Origin of the sequence: Streptomyces sp. NBC_01304, assembly GCF_035975855.1 — a bacterium.
Lineage (GTDB): Bacteria > Actinomycetota > Actinomycetes > Streptomycetales > Streptomycetaceae > Streptomyces.
On the sequence record NZ_CP109055.1, the window covers coordinates 2,898,284 to 2,916,838 of the forward strand.

An 18,555-nucleotide genomic window follows, 5' to 3' on the forward strand; every position below is an offset into this window, starting at 1 on the left:
GCCCCTACTGTCACCGAGGTGACTCCTGAACTGCGCACGGATCGCCTCGTTCTCTCCCCGTACGTCGCCTCCGACGAGAGCGAGTTCGTGGCCCTCTTCCAGGACAGGCTCTCCGGACGGTGGTTCTGGGAGGGCCCTGACCCGGAACCGGAGGCGGAGACCAGGGCGCTGTTCGGCCGCATCTTCAGCAGTGTGTACGCGGAGAACCGCTGGCCGATCTGGGCCGTGCGGCACGAGGGCCGGTTCATCGGCCATGCCGAGATCAAGCCGTCGCCGCTGCCCCGCCTCGACGGCCACGAGATCGTCTACGGCCTGACCGCGGACAGCTGGGGGCAGGGGTTCGGCACCGAAGTCGCCGAGGCGCTCACGTCGTACGGCTATCGCGAGCTACAACTCGACGAGGTGCACGCGACGGTGAGCGCGGAGAACTCGGCCTCCCTGAACGTCCTGAAGAAGCTCGGCTACGTACACGTACGGAACATCCCGGAGGACGACGGGACGACCACCCAGCTGCTCACCCACCGCAGGGCGTCGGATACCGTCCGGCCATGAGCGACGAGCACTTGAGCAGCGCCTTCTCCATCGGTGGCGACCTTCCCGCAAGTCGCCTCGGATACGGCACCGGCCAGTTGGTGGGCCACGGCTACTGGGGCCCGCGCGGCGACGCGGCCGATGCGGTGGCCGTGCTGCGCAGGGCCGTCGAGCGGGGCGTCACGCTCATCGACACCGCCGACAACTACGGTCCGGACATCGCCGAGGAGCTGGTCGCCGAGGCGCTCCACCCTTATCCGGCCGACGTGGTGGTCACCACCAAGGGCGGTGTGGTGCGTACCGGCCCGAACGTGTGGCACATCGACGGCCACCCGGACCGGCTGCGCGCGATGTGCGAGGCGAGCCTGCGCAGGCTGCGGCTGGACACGATCGACCTCTATCAGCTGCACCGCCTCGACCCCGCGGTGCCGATGGCGGACCAGCTGGGCACGCTCGACGAGCTGCGGCGGGAGGGCAAGATCCGGCACATCGGCCTGAACACGCTGGCGCCGGGAGATCTCGAAGCGGCCCTGGAGATCACCGAGATCGCGTCGGTGCAGAACCGCTACAACCTCGTGGACCGCGCCGACGAGAAGCTTCTCAGGCTCTGCGAGGAGCGCGGGATCGCCTTCCTTCCGTGGTTCCCGCTGGCCCACGGCTCGCTGGCCGAACATCCCTGGTGTGCCGAGATCGCCCGCGCCCATGACGCGACGGCCGGCCAGATCGCCCTGGCCTGGCTCCTGCAGCGCTCCCCCGTGCTCTGCCCGAGCCCGGGCACGGGCACCCTCGCCCATCTGGACGAGAACCTGGACGCGGCGGCGATCCGGCTCACCGCGGCCGAGGTCGAGGACCTGGACTCGCTGGCCTCCTAGGAGCAGGGCGGCCCAGGAACCGGGCGGCCCACCAACCCGATGGCCCAGGAACCCGGTGGGCTAGGGGCCGGCTTCGGGGGCGTACGGCGTCCCCTGGTGGAACCAGAGAAGCCAGCCGCTCTCCGTACGCCGCCACAGTGAACTGCGGTGCGCCAGGCGGCCGTTGTTGTCCGTGTCGAAGGTGAGATGGACCAGGTCGTCGGCGAGCTGGTCGCCGTGCATCCGGGACACGGTGACCGACCGCTGCCCGGGCTTCTCCTGCTCGGTCAGCGTGGTGATGATCGCCGCGCGGTCCCAGAGCGTCCCCGAGGCGCCGATCTCCGTGAAGTCGGGGTGCAGGAGCGCGCCCAGGAGCTCCGGCGAACTGCGCACTTCCGGGGCGAGCAGGCGGAGTTCGCCCTCGATGGCCGCCTCGACCGCGGACGAGGGCTCAGGCACGGGTCAGCTCCGCGAGCTTGGTGACGGTGTTCCAGTTCCGGCTCGTGGCGACGATGCCCTTGAGCGGGGCCGGTCTGGCCAGGACCTCCCCGAGCTTGGAGCGGCCGAGCCCGTCGGGCGCGTAGAGGTAGAGCGCGCGGTCGCCCAGCTTGAAGTCCTCCGGTGCGTACGCCGCCGGGTCGACGGACGCGAACCGCTCGGGCCCGACCTGCTCGGAGAAGTACGTGACGTGCAGCTGCTTGCCCTCCAGCGACGCGGCGGGGAAGGGGCAGGCGTCGACGATCGCGCTCAGATACACACCGTCCCTGACCAGGCAGTCGACCGTGAAGCCGAAGTGGTCGTGGATCGCCTTGCCGAGTTCGGCGGCGAGCGCTTCCTCGTCGTCGGACGTGCTGGTGAAGACGGCGTTGCCGCTTTGCAGATGGGTGCGTACGTCGCCGTGGCCGAGGCCGGTGAGCAGGGTGCGGAGGTCGGCCATCGGGACCTTCTTGTGGCCGCCCACGTTGATGCCGCGCAGCAGTGCCGCATACGTCGTCTTCATGGAGCACACCCTAGACACGCCCACTGACAACGCGGCTCAAGACCATGGTGTACGCAGCCGAAGGCGGCCGCCGTGCCCCGTGGGGGTCGGCACGACGGCCGCCGGTCTTGCACACTCCCGGGACCCGGGGGTGGGGTGTCGGGTCCCGGGAGAGCTCAGGGTGCTGCTGGTACCGCAGTTGGCGATACCGGTACCGAACAGGGTGCTGCCGGTACCTCGGAAGGTCTTACTCGACGACCTTGAGCAGCTTGTTCGGGGTGCCCTCGCTCGGGTTGGAGATCTTGTCCGGCGTGGCGCCCTCGGTCAGGGCGGTGGCGACCTGCTCGGGCGTGGCGTCCTTGTGCCCGGCCAGGTAGACGGCGGCGGCACCCACGACGTGCGGGGTCGCCATCGACGTACCGGAGATGGTCTTGGTGCCCTCGTCGCTGTCGTTCCAGGACGAGGTGATGTCCGAGCCCGGAGCGTAGATGTCCACGATGGGGCCGAAGTTGGAGAAGTCCGACTGCTGGTCCTCGACCGTCGACGAGGCGACCGTGATGGCCTCCTTGACGCGGGCCGGGGAGCCCTGGCTCGCGTCCGACGACTCGTTGCCGGCCGCGACCGCGAAGGTGACGCCGGACGCGATGGCCTTGCGTACGGCCTCGTCGAGGGCCTCGTCGGCGCCGCCGCCCAGGCTCATGTTGGCGACGGAGGGGCCCTGGTGGTTCTTGGTGACCCAGTCGATGCCCGCGACGACCTGCTCGGTGGTGCCGGAGCCCTGGTCGTCGAGGACGCGCACCGCGACGATCTTGGCCTTCTTGGCGACACCGTGCGAGGCGCCGGCAATGGTGCCCGCGACGTGGGTGCCGTGGCCGTTGCCGTCGTCGGCGCTGTCGTCGTTGTCGACCGCGTCGAAGCCGTGCGCGGCGCGGCCCTCGAAGTCCTTGTGCGTGATGCGCACACCGGTGTCGATGACGTACGCGGTGACGCCCTCGCCCGCGGCGTCGGGGTACGTGTACTTCTTGTCGCCGGCCGTGTCGGCCTGGTCGATGCGGTCCAGGCCCCACGACGGCGGGTTGTCCTGGGTGGCGTCGATGCTGAACTTCTTGTTCTGGACGACCTTGTCGACGGCCGGGTCGGCGGCGAGGCGCTTGGCCTCGGTCTCCGAAAGACCGGCGGCGGAGAAGCCGTTGACGGCCGAGGCGTAGTTGCGCTTGAGGCTGCCGCCGTACTCCTTGGCGAGGTCCGTCTTGTCGCCCTTGGACGCCTTCTCGTCGAGCATGACGATGTAGCTGCCGGCGACGGCGCCCTCGGCGTTGGTGCCGTAGACCTTGCCCTCGGCCGGAGCGGCGGCGCCCGCGAAGGGGCTGGCGAGGACGGTCACACCGACTGCGGTGGCGGCGGTGGCTATGGCTGCGGTCAGCTTGATTCCGCGAGCGCGCTTGTGATTAGCCATGAAGAGGAAACTCCTCGTGGTGATGTGGGGGGTTGTGGGGGGATCACCGGGAGATTGAAAGCTGTACTGCGTCGGCCCCCGACTCCCGGAAGATCTGCGGGGGTTGGCTCGAAACCCTGTCGGATTGACGCGCGCAGATCAATACCTACATACACCTGTGACTTGTTCAACAAGGTTCCGTAATAACAAACTGGGCGCACCGCACAAAACGGAAAGCACGGAACCGGGGGTAACACCCCGATCCCGTGCTTGCGTTCGTTTATCGGACGTTGCCGTCCGGTCAGGCCACTGCCGCGAGTTGTTCCTTCTGCTTCTCGAAGCTGTCGATCGTGCGCGTGAAGTCGCGCGTGGAGAGCAACAGTTTGTAGATGATGGCCAGTTCGAAGACCAGGAGCAGCGCACCGGACACGATCGTCGCGGCCATCACCACGTCGAAGAGCGGGCCGATGATGAACACGCCCATCTGGAACTCGATGCCACTGATCAGGTGCGTACGGATCCGCTTGCTCAGCAGGAAGGAGCGGCAGCGCAGGTACCAGGAGAAGCGACGGCGGAACTCCTGGTGGAGATCGATGACTTGAGCCTTGGGCTTCTCCGGCTCGCCCTCGACCTCAACACCGGCGCCGGCACCGGCCTGCGCCACGGAACCACGCGCCGCCTGCAGGTCCTGCTCGATGTCCGCCTCGGGGTTGTCCCGGAGCAGGTCCTCCATGAAGGCGAGCTCCGCCTCGTTCTCCGCGCGCCGCGCCTCGCGCATCCTCGCCTTGATCTGCTTGCGCATGGAGATGCGGATCTTGAAGATCTCGAGCGAGTTGATGTAGCGCAGGGTGTCGAGGCCGACGACCGCGAGCGCCAGCCAGATGTAGAGCGTGTCGCCGGTGCGGTTGTACTGCCCGGCCATCAGCGCGACCGCGCAGACCATCACCCGGATCCGGTCGAAGACGAAGTCGAGCCAGGCGCCGAACACGGAGCCCGTGCCGGTGAGCCGGGCGACCTTGCCGTCCATGCAGTCGAGGATGAAGCTCAGGTGGTAGACCACGGCGCCGGCGATCAGCCACTGCCAGTCCCCCAGGACGAAGAAGGCCGACGAGGCAAGGCCGAGCAGGAACGCGCCCCAGGTGATCTGGTTCGGGGTGATCCGCGTCCGCATCGCGGTCAGGCGCACCAGCGGCGTGGCGACCGGGTCGACCAGCAGCACGGTCCACCAGGCATCCCGCTTCTTCTGGGTGATGCGGCGCACCTCGTCGAGGGGCGGTATGTCTCGGCGCATGGTCAACTTCCTGGCGTTCGGTTGGAGTTCACCTCCAGGAAAGGATCTGGTTGGGCAAGGAACAAGATCTGGGCCGTACAACCTTTACTTGGGGGTAACGGTCTCACCTGCCAACCGAGTCAATGGGCTTCACAGGCCGCACCTCTGTTACCAGAGCGTTATCGTCCCAGGTCCGGGCTGTTACACCCCTTGGGCCGGGCACGCGATCTTCGCCAAACCTCCCAGACTCGCCAAGACTTACGGAGCAATTCGGGACGTCTTGAACTCCGACAGCTCCGCCTCGATCAGATCCGCGGCCCGCCCGGTACCGCCCTCCCCCGCCATCTGCGCCTGGATCTCGCTCAGCCGGCGGGCGACTTCGGGATCACCCACGAGGGCGAGGACCGTTTCGCGCAGCTTCTGAGCCGTCGCCTCTTCCGTAGGTACGTGCCGCGCGACGCCCAGCGCCTGCAGCATGTCCGCGTTCCCGAACTGGTCGACGGCCTGCGGCACCGCGATCATCGGGGTGCCGGTGGCCAGACCCTCCTGACTGCCGCCCGCACCTGCGTGGGTGACAAAGAGGTCGGCCTGCTCGAGGATCGCGAGCTGCGGCACCCAGCTGTGCACCTCCACGTTGGACGGGAGGTCGCCGAGCTCGGCCGGGTCGACGAACTTGCCGATCTGCAGGACGAGATGCCAGTCCGGCAGCCCCCTGAAGGCCTCGACGCACTCGCGATAGAAGCCGGGCTGCTTGGTGAAGGTCGACCCGAGCGAGACGAGCGCGACCTTCTCGGCACCGGCCGGGCGCTGCCACCCGACCTCCTTGCGGTCGCCCTGGCAGGCGCCGACGAAGGTGTACACCGACTCGTCGACCCGGTCGGCGTTCGGCTGCAGCGCCTTCGGGATGAGGACGAGGCAGCGGTCGGGCCGGCCCATGAAGCGCTCGACGTCGATGCTCATGCCGTTCTCGGCGATCCAGGCCGAGAAGTTGTCGTAGAACGCCTTGCCGCGCGAGGTCTGCTTGAGCGGCTCGAACATCGGCTTGCCGACCTCCTCCTCATAACCGTCCCAGGCCACGAGGTTCGGCGAGAACTGCAGGATCGGTACGCCCCAGCGGTGGGCGAGCACCCGGGCCGGGTAGGCGGTGATGTCGTACAGCACCAGGTCCGGCTCATCGTCCTCGTACAACTCGATGAGCTGCGGCAGGGCCTGCACGGCGTCGGTGAGGAACGGCTCGATGTTGTCGATCAGCTCCGTGCCCCAGGCGTCCGGGTCGTCGTCGGTCGGCAGGGTCGAGGTCCACACCTTGGGCTCGGCCCCGACGGCGGCGACCTTCTCCGCGAAGGACTCGGGGATCGCGTACGTGACGCGGTGGCCCCGGGCGACGAGCTCCCGGACCACTTCGAGGCTCGGGTTCACGTGCCCGTGGGCGGCGATGGAGAACATGGCGATGTGGGCACGCTTCGGTGAGGTCATGTCCGCCACCGTAAGCGAGACGATACGTCTCGTGCAAGTTCATTGCGGAAACCCGGCATGGACGCCGAAGACGGACCGACCGGCGCCACCCTGAGGCCCACCCCTGAGAACTCCCTTACATGTAAGGGGCGTTCGTCCTCCCCGAGGCCGAGTCGTGCCCGCTCGAAGGGATGAGGAGTGCGTCCCCGAGTTCCCCAGGCAGCACGAGGAGACCCGCTTATCCGGCCCATACCTTCGAGAAGGACGGCCAAGGGGCAGCGGACACGAGGGGGAAGCCCGACATGGGGAACGGACATCGGAACGGACATCAACGGGTGCGGGGCATAGCCGCCCGCGCCGGTGGCTGGAGCGCACGCCACCGCTGGGCGGCCGTCGGGATCTGGGTGCTCTTCGTCGTCCTGGCCATGGGCGTCGGGGGTGCGGTCGGCCAGGCCGACGTCGAGAACAGCGATCAGCTCAAGGGCGAGACCCAGCAGGCCGCGCAGATCATCGACGACGCGGGGCTCGAGGAGCCCGCGGGCGAGACCGTACTGATCCAGGCCAAGGACGGCAGGCTGAAGGCCACGGCACCCGAGTTCCGCAGCGCCGTCGCCGCCGTCATGAAGGCGGTCGACGCGACCGGCAAGGTCAAGGCCGTGACCTCGCCGTACGACACCCGTTCCGTGTCGAAGGACGGGCACAGCGCGCTGGTCCAGTTCGACATGCGCGGCGACGCGGACAAGGCCGGCGACCAGGTCCAGCCGGTGCTCGATGCCGTCGAGGGGGTGGGCAAGAAGCACAGTGCGGTGCGGATCGAGGAGATCGGCGGCGCCAGCATGCAGAAGCAGTACGACGACGCCTTCGGCGACGACTTCCAGAAGGCCGAGTACTCCGCGCTCCCCGTGGCCATCGGCATTCTGCTGATCGCGTTCGGCGCGGTGGTGGCGGCTCTGGTGCCGGTCGCGCTCGCCGTCACCGCGATCATCGCGACGATGGGCCTGATGGCGATCGTCAGCCATGTGCAGCCGATGAGCGAGACCGCGAGCTCGGTGATGCTCCTGGTGGGTCTTGCCGTCGGGGTGGACTACTGCCTGTTCTATCTGCGGCGTGAGCGCGAGGAGCGGGCCGCCGGGCGGGACGGGCGGACCGCGATCCAGATCGCCGCGGCGACCAGTGGGCGGGCCATCATCGTCTCCGGGGTCACCGTGTGTGTGGCGATGGCGGGGATGCTGTTCACGGGCCTGGCCGAGTTCGAGGCGATGGGCCTCGCCTCCCTGATGGTCGTGGCGGTCGCCATGGTCGGCTCGGTGACCGTGCTTCCGGCGCTGCTCTCCCTGCTCGGCGAGCGGGTGGAGAAGGGACGGATTCCGTTCCTGCACCCGGAGAAGCGGCTGGCGCGCAAGGCCAGGAAAGCTGCCGCGGAAGGCCGTCCGGTGGCAGCCGGTACGGCGGCCACCGGCGAGAGCCGGTTCTGGAAGCGCGTCCTGCGGATCGTCCTCGCCAAGCCCGGGCTCAGCCTGGTGGTCGCGGCGGGCGCGCTGCTCGCCGTCGCGGCGCCCGCGCTCGGCATGAAGACCCAGAACCTCACCCTGGACCAGGAGTTCGGCGACTCGCTGCCCATGGTGGCGACGTACAACCGTCTCAACGACGCCTTCCCCGGCGGCTCCGACCCGGCGCAGGTCGTCGTCAAGGCCGACGACATCAACGCGCCCAAGGTGAAGGACGCCCTGACCGACTTCCGTGCTCAGGCGGTGAGTTCGGGTGCCTCGCGCGGCCCGGTCGACATCAAGCTGCGCGAGGCGCAGAACGTCGCCCTGATCTCGGTGCCGCTGGTCGGCGGCTCCGATCAGACGAAGGCAGAGAAGAGCCTGGACCTGATCCGGGACAAGGTGCGGCCCGCGACGCTCGGCGCGGTGGACGGGGTCGAGGCGCCGGTCACCGGGCAGGTCGCCGGGTCGAAGGACTTCAACGACCAGCTGGTCGGCGCGGTCGCCCCGGTCTTCGCCTTCGTGGTGGTGTTCGCGTTCCTGCTGATGCTGGTCTCGTTCCGCTCACTGACGATCGCGATCACCTCGATCGTGCTCAACCTCCTTTCGGTGGGCGCGGCTTACGGGATCCTCGTCGCCGTCTTCCAGCACGGCTGGGGCGCCTCGCTGGTCGGTGCGGAGGGGGTCGGCGCCATCGTGACCTGGCTGCCGCTGTTCCTGTTCGTGATCCTCTTCGGGCTCTCGATGGACTACCACGTGTTCGTGGTCTCCCGGATCCGTGAGGCGCGACTTCGGGGACGTACCACCAAGGACGCCATCGAGCACGGGGTGGTGACCACGGCCGGCGTGGTGACCAGCGCGGCCGTCATCATGGTCGCCGTCTTCGCGATCTTCGGCACACTGTCCATGCAGTCCATGAAGCAGATGGGCGTGGGCCTCGCGGCGGCGGTGCTGATCGACGCGACGATCATCAGGGGGGTGCTGCTGCCCGCCGTGATGGCGCTGCTCGGGGAGCGGAACTGGTATCTGCCGAAGTGGCTGAACCGGCTGCCGGACCTCACCCACGACGAGTCGGCGGTGCCTGCCGAGCCCGCCGGGCCACTGGTCGAGGGCGAGCGGATCAGGGTCTGAACGGGCTTGGTCGAAAGGCTTGTTGGGCGGTACGCGGACGGGGGATGCCCTCCCGACCGCGTACCGCCCGTCCACGTCCCGCCCGATCGCGTACCGCCCGATCGCCTGGAGCTACGGGCTCACCTCTGATAGCGGGCCAGGACCAGATTCCCGTCCTTGACCAGCCGTTTCTTCAGTTCCGCCTGGTCGATCGCCCCGCTGTAGTACTCCTGCAGCGCGGGCGTCGCCACCTTGTCCTTCCACTCCGGGTAGCCGCGCACCGACTGCGCGGGCGCCGAGGTCAGATGCCCGGCGAGGGCCGTGCCGGTCGCCCAGTCGTCCTTCTTCGCGTGCAGGGCGGGGGCCTTCAGGGCCTCGGTGCCGGTGGGGAGCATCCAGTCGCCCTTGGCCAGGCGCACCATGTTCTCCGGTTGCAGCAGGAAGTCGATGAACTCCACCGCTTCCTTCTTGTGCGCGCTGTCCTCGGAGACCGACAGCGTCTGCGGGCTCACGCCCTGGGTGAGGCCCTCGGCGCCGGCGGGGGCGGGCAGCACCTGCCAGTCGAAGCCCTTGGGGGCCTGCTGCACGATCTGCTGGCGGTAGGAGAAGCCGAGCGGGACCATCGCGTACTTGCCGCCGAAGAAGCCGGGCAGCGTGTCGGAGCCGCCCATGCCCAGCGTCGTACCGGACGCGCTCTTGTCGGTGTTGACCTGGTCGTGGATGGTGCCGGGCACCACCTCGTCGCCCTCGTCGAAGCGGACCTCGACCTTGCCGTCCGCGCCGCGGTGGAAGATCTGCCCGCCGGCCGACAGGGACAGGTTGAGGGTCGCCGAGACCGGTTCCTTGAGGGGCCAGGCGACGCCGTACTTGCCGTCGCCGCTCAGCCCCTTGGTGACCTGCCGGAACTCCTCCCAGCTCCACGGGTTTTCCGGGGTCGGGATGCGTACGCCGGACTCCTTCAGCCACTTGGCGTTGGCGATGATGACGCGCGGCTCCTGCAGGAAGGGCACACCGTAGACGCCCTTGTCGAAGGTCGTCGTCTGCCAACTGCGGTCCGGGATGTCGGACTTCAGCCGTGCGGGCAGCAGGTCGCGCAGATCCGCGAGATAGCCGCCGTACGCGAAGTCGGCGAGGTCGTCCGAGGCGTCGTGGATGATGTCCGGCGCCTCGCCGCCCTCGAAGGAGGTGAGCAGCTGGTCATGGACGCTGTCCCAGCTGCCCTGGACGTACTTGACCTGGACGTCGGGATGGGCGGCGTTCCACTCCTTCACCAGCTCCTTGTTGACCTCGACGGACTCCTGCTGCCAGGCGAGGGACTGGAACTGGAGGGTGATCTTCCCGTCTTTGTCCCCGGAGTCGTCGGAGCACGCGGCGGTGGTCAGCAGGAGCGCGAACGCGGCGGCCCCCACGCCGAGCCGCTTCAAGGTCCTTGAAGCGCGCATCAGTTCTTCACCGCCCCTGCCATCATGCCGCCGGTGATCCGCTTCTGGATGATCGAGAAGATCACCAGTGACGGGATGGTCGCGAGGAACGCCGCCGCGGCGAGCGGCCCGAGGTCGGCGACGCCCTCCGTGCCGATGAAGCGGTTGAGGATGACCGGCAAGGTCTGCTTCTCCGGGGTCTTGAGCAGGACGAGCGCGAAGAAGAACTCGTTCCATGCGGTGATGAAGGCGAACATCGCCGTGGCGACGATGCCGGGCGCGAGCAGCGGCGCGATGACCGAGACGAACGTACGCAGCTTGCTGGCGCCGTCGACGGCCGCGGCCTCCTCCAACTCGGTGGGCACGGCCCGTACGTACCCGACGAGCATCCACAGCGCGAACGGCAGCGACCACACCACGTACACCATGACGAGGCCGGGGATCGCGTTGATCAGGTGGAGGTTCTTCAGGATCAGGAAGAGCGGAATGATGATGAGGACGAACGGGAACGCCTGGCTGATCACGACCCAGCCGGTCGCCGCCTTGGCGAGCTTGTTGCGGTGACGGGCCATGACGTACGCCATCGGGGTCGCGATGACGACCGCGATCAGGGCCGCACTGAGCGCCGCGACAAGGGAGTTGAGGCCCGCCCTGAGCAGCGGCTGCTCGTCGAAGGCCTGCCGGAAGTTCTCCAGCGTCGGGTCCTTCGGGATCCACGTCGGATGCAGACTGCCGAGCTCCTGCGCGGGCTTGAAGGCGGTCGAGATCAGCCACAGGAACGGGAAGGCGAGAAAGACGAGATAGGCGGCCAGGGCCACGTACTGCGCCGCGCGCGTGGTCTTCTTCGTACGCATTACGCCTCATCGCCTCCCTTCAGACGGCCCACCAGGTAGAAGGCGAGGATCACGGAGATCACCGCGACCATCACGCAGCCCATCGCCGCCGCGTAGCCGAACTGGCCGTAGCGGAAGGCCTCTTCGTAGGCGAAGAGCATCGGCAGCCGGGTGCGGCCGCCGGGCCCGCCCTGCGTGAGCACGTACACGAGGGCGAAGGAGTTGAAGTTCCAGATGAAATTGAGCGCCGTGATGGCGAGGGCGACCGGCTTGATCGCGGGCCAGGTGACCGTGCGGAACCGCCGCCAGGCACCGGCGCCGTCCATGGCGGCCGCCTCGTGGAGTTCCTTCGGGGTGTTCTGCAGTCCGGCGAGCAGCGCGACCGTGGTCTGCGGCATGCCGGCCCAGATGCCCACGACGATCACGGCCATCAGTGCGGTGGCCGTGCCGGTCAGCCAGTCCTTGCCGCTGCCGAGGCCGAGGTTGGAGAGCGTCTCGTTGAGCACGCCGGCGTCCGGGTGGTAGACGAGCCGCCACATGATGCCGACGACGACCTCGGGCATCGCCCACGGGATGATCGCGAGCGCCCGGGCCAGCCAGCGGAACCGCAGTTGCTCGTTGAGCAGCAGGGCGAGGCCGAGCGCGAGGAAGAACTGCGGGACGGTCACGCCGACCGCCCACAGCAGGCCGATCCGGAACGAGTCCCAGAACAGCGTGTCGTGCAGCAGGTCCTGGAAGTTCAGGAGGCCGATCCACTGGGTGGGCTCGGTGCGGCCCGCCTGGGAGTCGGTGAACGCGAGCGCGATGCCGTAGAGCAGCGGGCCGACGCTCAGGACCAGGATCGGGATCAGCGCGGGAAGGACCAGGAACCAGGCACCGTGGTCCGTGGTTCTGCGCCCGGCGGGGCTCTTCGCTGACCGCTTCGTTGCGGTCGCCAATGTCACGGAATCGGCTCCTTTGGGCGGCTCCAGACGGAATGGGCCGCCCCGGCGGCCCCCGTCATCGTGCTGATGTGATCTTGATACGTCAAGCGTCCGCGCAGGTCTCAGGGCCTGTGCGAACGCGAAGAGGGGCGGCTTGGGCCAAGACTCCGAACTTCCTCTTCCGTCACACGTCTTGCGGACCGCGAGGGCGAAGCAATAGAAAGTAAAGGTTCCTAACAGTCGACGCACCGTCAGGGACTCGAAGTTTCCGCACCGCACCGGCCCGGGTTCCGCACCACACCAGCCAGGGCTCCGCACCGCCATGTAGCCCCGAACTCCCCCTGCAGAGAGCGGAGAAGCACATGCACCTCCCCCTTCCGAGACGGCAGTCCCCGCCGTCCGGATCGCGGCACCGCCACCGTGACCGCCTGCGCCGTCACAAGACCGCATTTCGGATCGGCCTCGCGATGGTGCTCGCCGCCGTCCCCGCGGCGATCGTCCTGAGCACCAGCCAGGCGGCCGCCGCGACCGGGCTCGACGACCCGGTCAAGAAGGAGATCGCCATGCAACTGGTCTCCAGCGCCGAGAACTCGTCGCTGGACTGGAAGGCCCAGTACGACTACATCGAGGACATCGACGACGGCCGCGGCTACACCGCCGGCATCGTCGGCTTCTGCTCGGGCACCCACGACATGCTCGAACTCGTCGAGTACTACACCGACCAGGTGCCGGACAACCCGCTCGCCGAATATCTGCCCGCACTGCGCGAGGCCGACGGCTCCGACTCCCACGAAGGTCTGGACCCCGGCTACACCGACGCCTGGAAGGAAGCCGCGGGCACCACCGCGTTCAAGGAAGCCCAGAACCACGAGCGCGACCGCGTCTACTTCAACCCGTCCGTCTCCCGGGCCAAGAGCGACAAGCTCCAGGAGCTGGGCCAGTTCGCCTACTACGACGCCATCGTCATGCACGGCCAGGAGGGCTTCGACTCGATCCGCGCCGACGCCCGCTCGCACGCCAAGACCCCGGCCGAGGGCGGCAACGAGACCACGTACCTGAACGCGTTCCTGGACGCCCGCGTGGTGGAGATGAAGAAGGAGGAGGCGCACGAGGACACCAGCCGCGTCGACACCGCCCAGCGGGTGTTCCTGGACAAGGGCAACCTCCGGCTGAACACCCCGCTGTCCTGGCACGTCTACGGCGAGGCCTTCGAGATAGCGAAGGACCCCACACCCGGGCCCACACCCACCGACCCGGGACCCACGCCCTCCCCCACCCCCACCGGACCGGGCGGCGGGGAACCGCAGTTGATCTCCAAGGGCAAGCCCGCGACCGCGTCCTCCAACGAGGACTCGACGTTCACCCCGGGCAAGGCGGTCGACGGCAACGCGACCACCCGGTGGGCCAGCAAGGAGGGCGTCGACCCCCAGTGGATCAAGATCGACCTCGGCGCGAACTCCACCGTCTCCAAGGTGAAGCTCTCCTGGGAGGCCGCGTACGCCAAGGCCTATCGCGTGGAGATCTCCGCCGACGGCACCACCTGGACCCGTCTCGCCACCGAGACCGCGGGCAACGGCGGCACCGACGAGTGGACCGGCCTGTCCGGCAAGGGCCGCTACCTGCGGGTGTACGGCACCGCGCGGGGCACCGCCTACGGCTACTCCCTGTTCGAGGCCGAGGTCTACGGCACCAGCGGCACGGGTCCCACGGACCCGCCGACCGATCCGCCGACCGACCCGCCCACGGGCGCTTTCACCGTGGTGGGCGCGGGTGACATCGCCGGTCAGTGCAACGCGAGCGACGCGAACTGCCAGCACTTCAAGACCGCCGACCGGGCCGCGGCCATCAAGCCGGACTTCTATCTGACGATGGGCGACAACCAGTACGACGACGCCCACATCGAAGACTTCCGGAACTACTACGACAAGTCCTGGGGCCGCTTCAAGGCCAACACCTACCCGGTGCCCGGCAATCACGAGTCCTACGACGACTACGAGAACCGGGACGAGAAGGCCTACCGCGAGTACTTCGGCGCCCGCGCCACCCCGCAGGGCAAGATGTGGTACTCGTACAACCGCGGCAACTGGCACTTCGTCGCCCTGAACTCCAACCGCTTCGACGAGAAGGGGCAGTTGGACTGGCTCAAGGCGGACCTGGCCGCCAACAGCAAGAAGTGTGTGGCCGCCTACTGGCACGAGCCGCTGTTCAGCTCCGGCGACCACGGCAACGTACCGGTCAGCCGGCCGGTGTGGGAGATGCTCGAGGCCTCCAAGGCCGAGCTGGTCCTCAACGGCCATGACCACCACTACGAGCGGTTCGCTCCGCAGACCCGTGACGCCAAGGCCGATCCGAACGGCATCGTCGAGATCATCGGCGGCGCGGGCGGCAAGGACCTGTACGGCGCGGGCGACACCGTCCAGCCCAACAGCGCCAAGCGGATCTGGGACAAGTACGGCGTGCTGAAGCTCGACTTCACCGACACCGGCTTCCGCTCGCAGTTCGTCGAGACCAACGGCACCGTCCTCGACACCAGCCCCACGTACTCCTGCCACTGACCGGCCGCCACCAGCGCCCCGGGTACGCCTGCGCCTCGTGTGCCGGCGTCCCCGGGGCGCGCCCCAGGAGTCCCCATGTACCTCGCCGCCGGCAGGAGCGGCCCGTCGCCCGCCCCTGCGCGTCCCTCCCCCGTCACCGCCCCCGAACCCGGCACTGAACCCGGCACCGGCCGCCGGGCCCGCGTGACCTCCACCGTCGTCGCCCTCGGCGCGGTCAGCCTGGTCACCGACATCTCGTCCGAGATGGTCACCGCCGTCCTTCCCCTCTACCTCGTGCTCGGACTGGGCCTGAATCCCCTGCAGTTCGGCTTCCTGGACGGGCTCTACAACGGCGTCACCGCCTTCGTCCGGCTGGCCGGCGGGCACGCCGCCGACCGCTGGCAGCGCCACCGTCTGGTGGCCGGATCCGGTTACGCCCTGTCCGCCGTCTGCAAGTTGGGGCTGCTACTCGCCGGGAGCTCCACCCCGGCCCTGTCCACGGCACTCGCCGCCGACCGGGTGGGCAAGGGCGTCCGGACGGCACCGCGCGACGCGTTGATCTCGCTCAGCTGCGACGAGCGCGATCTCGGCCGGGCCTTCGGTGTGCACCGGGCGATGGACACGACCGGCGCCCTGCTCGGACCGCTGGCGGCCTTCGCCCTGCTGTGGCTGACGGCGGACGCCTACGACGCGGTGTTCGTCGTGAGCTTCTGCTTCGGCCTGTTCGGCGTGCTGCTGCTGTACGCCTTCGTCCCGGGCCGCGAGTCGACGCCGGCCCCGAAGGGCGAGGCGACCAAGGCTTCCAAGGCCGAGGCGCCCACCCTCGCGTCGGCCTTCCGGCTGCTCGCCCTTCCCGCCTTTCGCCGGGTGCTGGTCACGGCGGGCCTGCTCGGTCTGGTGTCGGTCGGCGACGGCTTCCTGTATCTCGTCCTGCAGAAACGACTCGACCTGGACACCGCCTACTTCCCGCTGCTCCCGCTGGGGAGTGCGGCCGTGTATCTGCTGCTCGCCGTGCCGCTCGGCCGGGCCGCGGACCGGATCGGGCGCCGCATCCCTTACCTGCTCGGGCACTTGGCGCTCCTCGGCGCCTACCTGGCGCTGTTCTCCCCGGCCACCGGCTGGACACTGACCCTGACGGTGGTGCTCCTGCTCGGCACGTTCTACGCCGCAACCGACGGTGTCCTCATGGCACTTGGCGGTCCGGCGATTCCGAAGGAGCAGCGGGCGTCCGGGATGGCGCTGCTGCAGTCGGGGCAGGCGGTCGGCCGGCTGCTCGCCTCGGTCCTGTTCGGCGCCGTCTGGACGATGTGGAGCATGCACACCGCCCTGGCGCTCGCGTCCGCCGCGCTGGCGGCCGCCCTGTTCGCCGCCCGCGTCCTCCTGCCCGCGCGCCTCCCGGAGCCCCGATGACCCACACCCTCTCCCCACGCATGCGCATCGGTGCGGTCGTCCTGGCCGCCGTCGTCCTCGCCACACTCGCCGTCGCCTACACCGTCCATGCCACCGACCGGAACGCACCCGCCGCCAGGACCTCGTCGAACGTCACGCTCGACAACACCCACGGCCTGTACGTGCGGACCGCCGAAGGAACGATCGCCGCCCTGGGCCCCAAGGGGCTCAAGCACACCGGGCTGTCCTGCCGACGCTTCTACGCGAGTGGCAGCAGCGCCGTCTGCCTCACCACCAAGCCGGGCATCCCGCCCCGGACCCAGGCCATCGTCCTCGACCGCAACCTGCGCGAGAAGCGCACCGTCACCTTCGGCGGAACCCCCAACCGGGCCCGGGTCTCGCCCTCCGGCCGGATGGTCTCCTGGACGGTCTTCGTCAGCGGCGACTCGTACGCGGGCTCCTCGTTCTCCACCCGCAGCGGCATCCTCGACACCGACAGCGGCTATCTGATCAAGAGCATGGAAACCATCCAGCTCACCCTCGGCGAGAAGCGCTACAGCGCCTCCGACGTCAACTACTGGGGCATCACCTTCAGCCGGGACGACAACCGCTTCTACGCCACCATGTCGACGCGCGGCAAGACCTACCTGGTCGAAGGCGACCTGAAGGCGTGGACGGCCCGCACGCTGCGCGAGAACGTCGAGTGCCCTTCCCTCTCCCCCGACGGCACCCGCATCGCCTACAAGAAGCGGGTCCGCGAAGGGACCTCCAACCCCTGGCGCCTGCACGTCCTCGACCTGAAGACGATGCGGGACACACCGCTGGCGGAGACCCGCAGCGTCGACGACCAGGCCGCATGGCTCGACGACAAGTCGGTCGCCTACGCCCTCCCGGGTGCGACCCGCGGCGCCTCGGACATCTGGTCCGTCCCGGCCGACGGCACCGGCAAGCCCTCCCGCACGGCCCGCGACGCCTCCTCACCGAGCATGAACTCCGCCGACGGCAGGTGACACGCCCCCCGGACAGCCCTGCAGCCTGCGGCCTGCAGCCTGCGCGAACGACCGCCCGGCGGCTGCGAGACTGGGGGCGTACGCCGATGACCGTCACACGTCGATGACCGGCATACGTCGATGACCGGCGTATCCGTTTCGGTGTGCGTCGCGCGCGCTTCAGCGCGCGAGTGCGGCTACTGCGGTTGCGGAGGCAAGTGATGGACGAGGCGCGGGCGCGCGAGGTGCTGGCCGGGGCCGGCCTGGCGGGCGATGCGGAGCTCCTGGCGCTCGGCGAGAACGCCGTCTTCGCCTCCGGCGACCTGGTCGTCAAGGTGGGCCGGGACGCGCCCGAACTCCTGGACCGGGCCGGGCGCGAGCTGCGAATCGCGGACTGGCTGGAGGCGTGCGAGGTCCCGGCCGTACGGGCCGCGGAGTCCAAGCCCCGCCTGGTGGACGGGCATCCGGTCACGCTCTGGCACCGCCTGGGCGCACCGGTCCGCCCCGCCGAACCGGCCGACCTGGCCCCCCTGCTCCGCCTGGTGCACACCCTGCCTCCCCCCTCCTTCGCACTGCCGCGCCGTGAACTGCTCGGCGGGGTCGAGCGCTGGCTGCGCCTCGCCGGCGACGCGATCGACCCGGCCGACGCGGACTATCTGCGCGAGCGCAGGGACGGCTTCGCCGCGGCAGCCGCGGCCCTGACTCCGCACCTGCCGCCGGGCCCGATCCACGGCGACGCTCTGCCCCGAAACGTCCAGGTCGGGACCAACGGCCCGACGCTGGTGGACCTGGAGACGTTCTCCAGCGACTTCCGCGAGCACGACCTCGTGGTCCTGGCCCTCTCCCGCGACCGCTACGGACTCGACCCGGCCGCGTACGACGCGTTCACCGCCGCCTACGGCTGGGACGTACGGGAGTGGGAGGGCTGCGCGGTCCTGCGCGGAGCCCGCGAGACGGCAAGCTGCGCCTGGGTGTCCCAGCACGCCCCGACCAACCCGAAGGCCCTTACGGAGTTCCGCCGCCGAGTCGCCTCCCTCCGCGACGCCGACGCATCGATCCGCTGGCTCCCCTTCTGAGGGCCGGCACCTCCAAGGACCGTCCAGCCGGGGCTAGTTGGGGGAAAAGGGGCAGCCAAACCGGGACATTAGCCCCACGTTTACGCCCCTTTCCCCCCACCTAGCCCCGACTCACCCGCCCGCGCCCGCCCGCTGGCGCCCGACCCCGTCCGCCCGACCCCGCCCGCGCCCGCCAGCTCGCCCCCGCTCGCCTCCCCCGCCCTCCGCCCCGCCGCCCGCCCGCCGCTCCCAGCTCAGCCTCCCCGCCGCCCGCTCCCCCGACCCCGGCCCGG

The 18,555-nt window shown here is 69.3% G+C and carries 14 protein-coding genes and 2 pseudogenes; 8 read left to right on the forward strand and 8 right to left on the reverse strand.

The window, feature by feature from the left end; translation table 11 throughout:
* The first annotated feature begins 18 nt into the window (after positions 1-18).
* Both OG430_RS12530 and OG430_RS12535 read left to right on the forward strand, forming a co-directional pair.
* A complete protein-coding gene (locus OG430_RS12530; protein WP_327352546.1) occupies positions 19-552 on the forward strand; it encodes a GNAT family N-acetyltransferase in 534 nt (177 codons plus the stop codon).
* Positions 549-1,403 (forward strand): aldo/keto reductase, encoded by an 855-nt coding sequence (locus tag OG430_RS12535; RefSeq protein ID WP_327352547.1) that lies wholly within the window; start codon positions 549-551, stop codon positions 1,401-1,403. Before OG430_RS12530 ends, OG430_RS12535 begins: the two co-directional genes overlap by 4 nt.
* A gap of 60 nt (positions 1,404-1,463) precedes the next feature.
* Here the strand turns inward: OG430_RS12535 and OG430_RS12540 are convergent, their stop codons facing one another.
* The 5 genes and pseudogenes from OG430_RS12540 to mgt form a co-directional block, all read right to left on the reverse strand.
* Complete coding sequence (locus OG430_RS12540) at positions 1,464-1,841, reverse strand: nuclear transport factor 2 family protein (RefSeq protein WP_327352548.1); 378 nt, start codon at positions 1,839-1,841, stop codon at positions 1,464-1,466.
* Complete coding sequence (locus OG430_RS12545) at positions 1,834-2,382, reverse strand: DUF1697 domain-containing protein (RefSeq protein WP_327352549.1); 549 nt, start codon at positions 2,380-2,382, stop codon at positions 1,834-1,836. The genes OG430_RS12540 and OG430_RS12545 overlap by 8 nt, the downstream gene beginning before the upstream one ends.
* A 226-nt stretch (positions 2,383-2,608) precedes the next feature.
* Positions 2,609-3,817: a S8 family peptidase gene (locus OG430_RS12550; RefSeq protein ID WP_327352550.1), complete on the reverse strand. Its 1,209-nt coding sequence runs from the start codon at positions 3,815-3,817 to the stop codon at positions 2,609-2,611.
* A gap of 280 nt (positions 3,818-4,097) precedes the next feature.
* The gene (locus OG430_RS12555) at positions 4,098-5,087 is read right to left on the reverse strand and encodes a CDP-alcohol phosphatidyltransferase family protein (protein ID WP_327352551.1); all 990 of its coding nucleotides are present in this window, start codon (positions 5,085-5,087) and stop codon (positions 4,098-4,100) included.
* A 237-nt stretch (positions 5,088-5,324) separates the two neighbouring features.
* Positions 5,325-6,585: pseudogene (mgt, locus tag OG430_RS12560) on the reverse strand (macrolide-inactivating glycosyltransferase).
* 238 nt (positions 6,586-6,823) lie between these two features.
* Between mgt and OG430_RS12565 the strand changes: the two are divergent.
* Positions 6,824-9,139, forward strand: a complete 2,316-nt coding sequence (locus tag OG430_RS12565) for an MMPL family transporter (RefSeq protein ID WP_327352553.1) — start codon at positions 6,824-6,826, stop codon at positions 9,137-9,139.
* A gap of 119 nt (positions 9,140-9,258) precedes the next feature.
* On the opposite strand, the gene OG430_RS12570 is transcribed toward OG430_RS12565, so the two are convergent.
* Genes OG430_RS12570 through OG430_RS12580 form a run of 3 tightly spaced genes read right to left on the reverse strand, consistent with a single transcriptional unit; the run spans position 9,259 to position 12,316 of the window.
* Positions 9,259-10,560 carry an ABC transporter substrate-binding protein gene (locus tag OG430_RS12570; RefSeq protein ID WP_327352554.1) on the reverse strand — a complete coding sequence of 434 codons (1,302 nt, stop codon included), beginning with the start codon at positions 10,558-10,560 and terminating at the stop codon, positions 9,259-9,261.
* Positions 10,560-11,393, reverse strand: coding sequence for a carbohydrate ABC transporter permease (locus OG430_RS12575; protein ID WP_327352555.1), 834 nt, complete (start codon positions 11,391-11,393; stop codon positions 10,560-10,562). Before OG430_RS12575 ends, OG430_RS12570 begins: the two co-directional genes overlap by 1 nt.
* A complete protein-coding gene (locus OG430_RS12580) occupies positions 11,393-12,316 on the reverse strand; it encodes a carbohydrate ABC transporter permease (RefSeq protein ID WP_327352556.1) in 924 nt (307 codons plus the stop codon). The genes OG430_RS12575 and OG430_RS12580 overlap by 1 nt, the downstream gene beginning before the upstream one ends.
* Before the next feature lie 341 nt (positions 12,317-12,657).
* On the opposite strand from OG430_RS12580, the pseudogene OG430_RS12585 reads away from it, so the two are divergent.
* From OG430_RS12585 to OG430_RS12605, 5 genes and pseudogenes are all read left to right on the forward strand, one after another.
* Positions 12,658-13,512, forward strand: a pseudogene (locus tag OG430_RS12585) (chitosanase); the annotation flags it as partial.
* 90 nt (positions 13,513-13,602) lie between these two features.
* Complete coding sequence (locus tag OG430_RS12590) at positions 13,603-14,850, forward strand: discoidin domain-containing protein (protein ID WP_327359065.1); 1,248 nt, start codon at positions 13,603-13,605, stop codon at positions 14,848-14,850.
* A 75-nt stretch (positions 14,851-14,925) separates the two neighbouring features.
* Complete coding sequence (locus tag OG430_RS12595) at positions 14,926-16,239, forward strand: MFS transporter (protein ID WP_327352557.1); 1,314 nt, start codon at positions 14,926-14,928, stop codon at positions 16,237-16,239.
* On the forward strand, positions 16,236-17,228 hold the full coding sequence (locus OG430_RS12600) for a hypothetical protein (protein WP_327352558.1): 993 nt from the start codon (positions 16,236-16,238) through the stop codon (positions 17,226-17,228). The genes OG430_RS12595 and OG430_RS12600 overlap by 4 nt, the downstream gene beginning before the upstream one ends.
* Before the next feature lie 200 nt (positions 17,229-17,428).
* Positions 17,429-18,283, forward strand: coding sequence for a phosphotransferase enzyme family protein (locus OG430_RS12605; RefSeq protein ID WP_327352559.1), 855 nt, complete (start codon positions 17,429-17,431; stop codon positions 18,281-18,283).
* The last annotated feature ends 272 nt before the right edge of the window (positions 18,284-18,555 follow it).